Origin of the sequence: Acinetobacter sp. UBA2063 (assembly GCF_002333245.1) — a bacterium.
GTDB lineage: Bacteria > Pseudomonadota > Gammaproteobacteria > Pseudomonadales > Moraxellaceae > Acinetobacter > Acinetobacter parvus.
The window spans coordinates 1-4,989 of record NZ_DDAH01000252.1; the positions used below are offsets into that span (position 1 = coordinate 1).

The 4,989-nt window shown below is 42.7% G+C and carries 2 protein-coding genes and 1 pseudogene; all 3 read left to right on the forward strand.

From position 1 onward, the window contains the following. On the forward strand, positions 1 to 2,980 hold a 2,980-nt coding region (locus tag B4H32_RS11940), incomplete at its 5' end, for a type I restriction endonuclease subunit R (protein ID WP_286803237.1). 76 nt (positions 2,981 to 3,056) lie between these two features. Continuing rightward, a pseudogene (locus tag B4H32_RS11945) lies at positions 3,057 to 3,309 on the forward strand (Fic family protein); the annotation flags it as partial. A 160-nt stretch (positions 3,310 to 3,469) separates the two neighbouring features. Next, positions 3,470 to 4,989, forward strand: a 1,520-nt coding sequence (locus B4H32_RS11950; protein WP_286803240.1) for a peptide chain release factor 3, incomplete at its 3' end; no start/stop codon positions are given.

A 4,989-nucleotide genomic window follows, 5' to 3' on the forward strand; every position in this document is an offset into this window, starting at 1 on the left:
TTTACAAACTGCTTTTGAACGCTTAAATCCACATTTGCCAGTGAGCTGTTTTGAGCAGGTTTTACAAAAACTCACTAAGCCTGAAAGTCTGGATTTAATCACCAATAACCGTGCTTTTCACCACATGTTACTGGAAGGTGTACCCGTCAGTTATAAAAAAGAAGATGACTGGGTCAATGACCATGCATTTTTGGTCGATTTTAATCATATTTACCAAAATCGCTTTGTTGCCATTAATCAATTTACCATCCAAGGTACAAAGCAACCAAGACGACCTGACATTATCTGCTTTATTAATGGTATACCATTTGCTGTACTTGAGCTAAAAAGCCCCACCGATGAAAATGCAGATATTTGGGATGCGTTAAATCAACTACAAACCTATAAAGAAGAAGTTTCTGATCTGTTTGTATTTAATGAAGCATTGGTGGTAAGTGATGGGATTACAGCTCGGGTCGGTTCATTAACAGCAAGTCAAGAACGTTTCTTGCCGTGGCGTACCATTAAAAATGAAGATGATAAGCCGCAGTTGGAGTGGGAGCTTGAAACCGTTATTCGAGGCTTTTTTGATCGTGGGTTATTCCTCGATTACATCCGTTTCTTTATTTTATTTGAAATTGATGGTGGCTCTCAACAAGCCGCAGGCGCTACCATTAAAAAAATTGCGGGTTATCACCAGTTCCATGCAGTGCGTGAAGCTGTTCAGTCGACTATTGCCGCATCGAATCCTACAGGGGATAAAAAAGCAGGGGTGGTTTGGCATACCCAAGGTTCAGGCAAAAGTATCTCGATGTGTTGCTATGCTGGGAAGCTGCTTCAACAACCTGCAATGCAGAATCCTACCTTATTGATTGTGACTGATCGTAATGACCTAGATGGACAACTCTTTGAAACCTTTAGTCAGGCACAGGAATTATTAAAACAAACGCCAGTACAAGCCAATAATCGTGATGAGCTAAGACAACTCCTTGCTGAACGTGAATCAGGCGGAATTATTTTTACCACGGTACAAAAGTTTGCTTTGCTTGATGGAGAAACTGAACATCCATTGCTGAATGGTCGGCACAATATTGTGGTGATGTCTGATGAAGCACACCGTAGCCAATATGGACTCAAAGCCAAACTGTCTAATGATGGGACTTATAAATTTGGCTATGCCAAGCACATGCGTGATGCTTTAAAGAATGCAGCTTTTATTGGTTTTACAGGTACGCCAATTTCCAGTGAAGACAAAGACACTCGAGCTGTCTTTGGTGATTATGTTTCGATTTATGATATTCAAGATGCGGTCGAGGACGGCGCAACTGTGCCAATTTATTATGAATCCCGTTTGGCAAAATTGGATATTAATAAGGCTGAAATTGAGGAACTCTCTGATCAAGTTGATGAGGTGGTGGAAGATGAAGAAGATGTCGGTAGTCGTGAGAAGACCAAGGGTGAATGGAGTCGCTTAGAAAAGTTAGTGGGTGCAACCCCACGCCTGAAACAGATTGCTGCGGATTTGGTAACACATTTTGAAGCCCGTACTGAAGCCACAGCAGGAAAAGGCATGATTGTGACCATGAGTCGTGAAATCTGCGTGCATTTGTATAATGAAATTATTGCTCTGCGCCCAGATTGGCATGATGATGACCCGAAAAAAGGCAAAATCAAAATTGTGATGACGGGTTCGGCATCGGATAAACCGTTATTGCAACCCCATATCTATAATAAGCAAACTAAAAAACGCTTTGAGAAACGCTTTAAAGATGTGAATGACCCGTTACAGTTGGTGATTGTACGGGATATGTGGCTGACAGGTTTTGATGCACCCTGTACCCATACCATGTATATCGACAAACCAATGAAAGGTCATAACCTCATGCAGGCCATTGCACGAGTAAACCGTGTCTTTAAAGACAAGCAAGGTGGTTTGGTTGTTGATTATATTGGGATTGCCAATGAGTTAAAGCAGGCATTAAAAACCTATACCGATGCAAAGGGTAAAGGTGAACCGACTTTACGTGCGGAAGAAGCCTATGCCGTGCTTGCTGAGAAAATGGATGCCATTCGTGGGATGTTTGCCAAGACCACTGACCAAACTGGGTTGGATTTAAGCAGTTATGAAACACAAGCACATCGACTGATTATTCCAGCAGCCAACTATGTGCTGAGTTTGAAAGATGGCAAAAAACGCTTTTTAGATTTAGTACTTACAATTAATAAAGCCTTTTCATTGTGCGGTACCTTGGATGAAGCCAAGACATTACATAAGGAAATTGCATTTTATTCAGCCATTAAGGCCGTGATCAGTAAACATACTTCTGTGGATCGTAAATTATCGCAAGCTGAAAAGGATAGTACGCTTAAACAAATTTTGGATAATGCTGTCCTTGCTGATGGTGTGGCAGATGTATTTGCACTTTGTGGTTTAGATAAACCTAATATTGGCTTACTGTCGGATGAGTTTTTAGAAGATGTTCGGCAGATGCCATATCGTAACTTGGCAGTCGAATTATTAGAAAAATTATTGAATGATGGTATCAAGGCAAAAACGCGTAATAACCTTGTGCAGGAGAAACGCTTCTCTGACCGTTTGCAGGAAACTCTAAGGAAATATAATAACCGTGCGATTGAAACCTCTCAAGTCATTGAAGAACTGATACAAATGGCGAAAGACTTTCAAGCTGAAATGGAACGTGAAGCGTCGCTAGGTTTGAACCCTGATGAAATCGCTTTCTATGATGCTTTAGCAAATAATGAAAGTGCGGTGCGTGAATTGGGTGATGATACGCTCAAGCAAATTGCCCGAGAGATTACCGAGAAGTTGCGCAAATCAACGACTGTGGATTGGCAAGTTCGAGATAGTGTACGTGCCCAGCTTAAAATCTTGGTACGACGTACTTTACAGCGTTGGAAGTATCCACCTGACAAAGCGGCAGAGGCTATTGAGTTAGTTATGAAGCAGGCTGAAATGTTATCGAATGCTTGGACAAGTTGATATAAGGTTAAGGAGTAGGTTGTTCTGCTCCTTATTAAGGGCTTGGATTGAAAAATAATTTTTGATGTCATTTTAGAATTCATCAGCAACCGATCAAGTCACCGTACATGATACCGATCAAGCTACCGTACAAGCTGGTGATCATGTTCAATGCTTTGTTTCAGTTATGGGGCAAGAAGAGTATAGTTTGATAGAAGTAATGTCTTTACTGGGCTTATCCCACTATCCAACAGGATTACCTTAATCCAGCTATAGAGGCAGGGTTGATTGAACGTACAATTTCAGACAAACCAAAAAGTCCAAAGCAAAGATATAGATTGAGTGTATAAAACTAGATGGCTCAAACCCATATGAGCGACTGGATGACCCACTATGCCTATATAACTCTAAATCTGCTACAATTACGCCAATTTTGAATTCCCACTTTTTCAGTTTTAGTACATATTTAGAAATGTGTACATAACTGTGTACATATTGTAGATTTTTCTCATGAGTTTTAAAGATGAACTAGCGGCACAGGTTGCCCAGCGACGCACCTTTGCGATTATTTCCCACCCCGATGCGGGTAAGACCACCATGACCGAGAAACTGCTGTTATGGGGTAAGGCCATTCAGGTTGCGGGAATGGTGAAAAGCCGTAAGTCTGACCGTTCCGCAACATCCGACTGGATGGAAATGGAAAAGGAACGTGGTATTTCGATTACCACCTCGGTGATGCAGTTTCCCTATAAAAAGCACACCATCAACCTGCTGGATACCCCAGGACACGAAGACTTCTCGGAAGATACCTACCGTACCTTAACTGCCGTGGATTCTGCCTTAATGGTGATTGATGGTGCAAAAGGCGTTGAGGAACGTACCATTAAACTGATGGAAGTGTGTCGCATGCGTGACACACCCATCATTTCATTCGTCAACAAAATGGACCGTGAAATCCGTGAGCCTTTAGAGCTGTTGGATGAAATTGAAAACGTTCTCAAAATCAAATGTGTGCCGATCACTTGGCCGCTTGGTACAGGTCGTGACTTCGCTGGGGTGTTTAACCTGATCGAAGAAAAGTTTTATGTGTATAAAGCAGGTTTTGGTTCAACCATTACTGATATTGAAGTGCGTGATGGTTATGACCATGCGGATATTCGTGAAAAAGTCGGCGAATTGGCCTGGGCCTCTTTTGAGGAGTCACTTGAGCTGGTACAGATGGCAAATGAACCATTAGATCGCGAGCTGTTTCTGCAAGGCAAGCAAACCCCTGTGCTGTTCGGTACGGCATTGGGTAACTTTGCGGTTGACCATGTGCTGGATGCCTTTATCAACTGGGCACCAGAACCTAAGGCGCATCCAACTCAGGAACGTACTGTCGATGCCAATGAAGAGGGTTTTACAGGCTTCGTGTTTAAAATTCAGGCCAACATGGACCCGAAACACCGTGACCGTATTGCCTTTATGCGTATTTGCTCAGGTAAATATGAAAAAGGCTTGAAAATGAATCATGTGCGTATCGGTAAAGACGTCCGTATCAGTGATGCCCTGACATTCCTGGCGGGTGAGCGTGAGCATTTGGAAGAAGCCTGGCCTGGGGACATTATTGGTCTACATAACCACGGCACCATCCAGATTGGCGATACCTTTACCAGTGGTGAAAACCTGCATTTTACGGGGATTCCACACTTCGCCCCTGAAATGTTCCGCCGTGTGCGTTTACGTGATCCGTTAAAGTCCAAGCAATTGCAGAAAGGCCTGAAAGAGCTGTCGGAAGAGGGCGCGACACAGGTGTTTATGCCACAAATCAACAATGACCTGATTGTGGGTGCGGTGGGTGTGTTACAGTTTGATGTGGTTGCGTATCGTCTAAAAGAAGAATATAAGGTGGACTGTATTTATGAGCCTGTAAATGTACATACCGTGCGATGGATTCATTGTGATGATGAAAAGATTCTGAATGAATTTAAGAAAAAAGCCCATGATCAACTCTCGGTTGATGGTGGTGGGCACCTTACTTATTTGGCGCC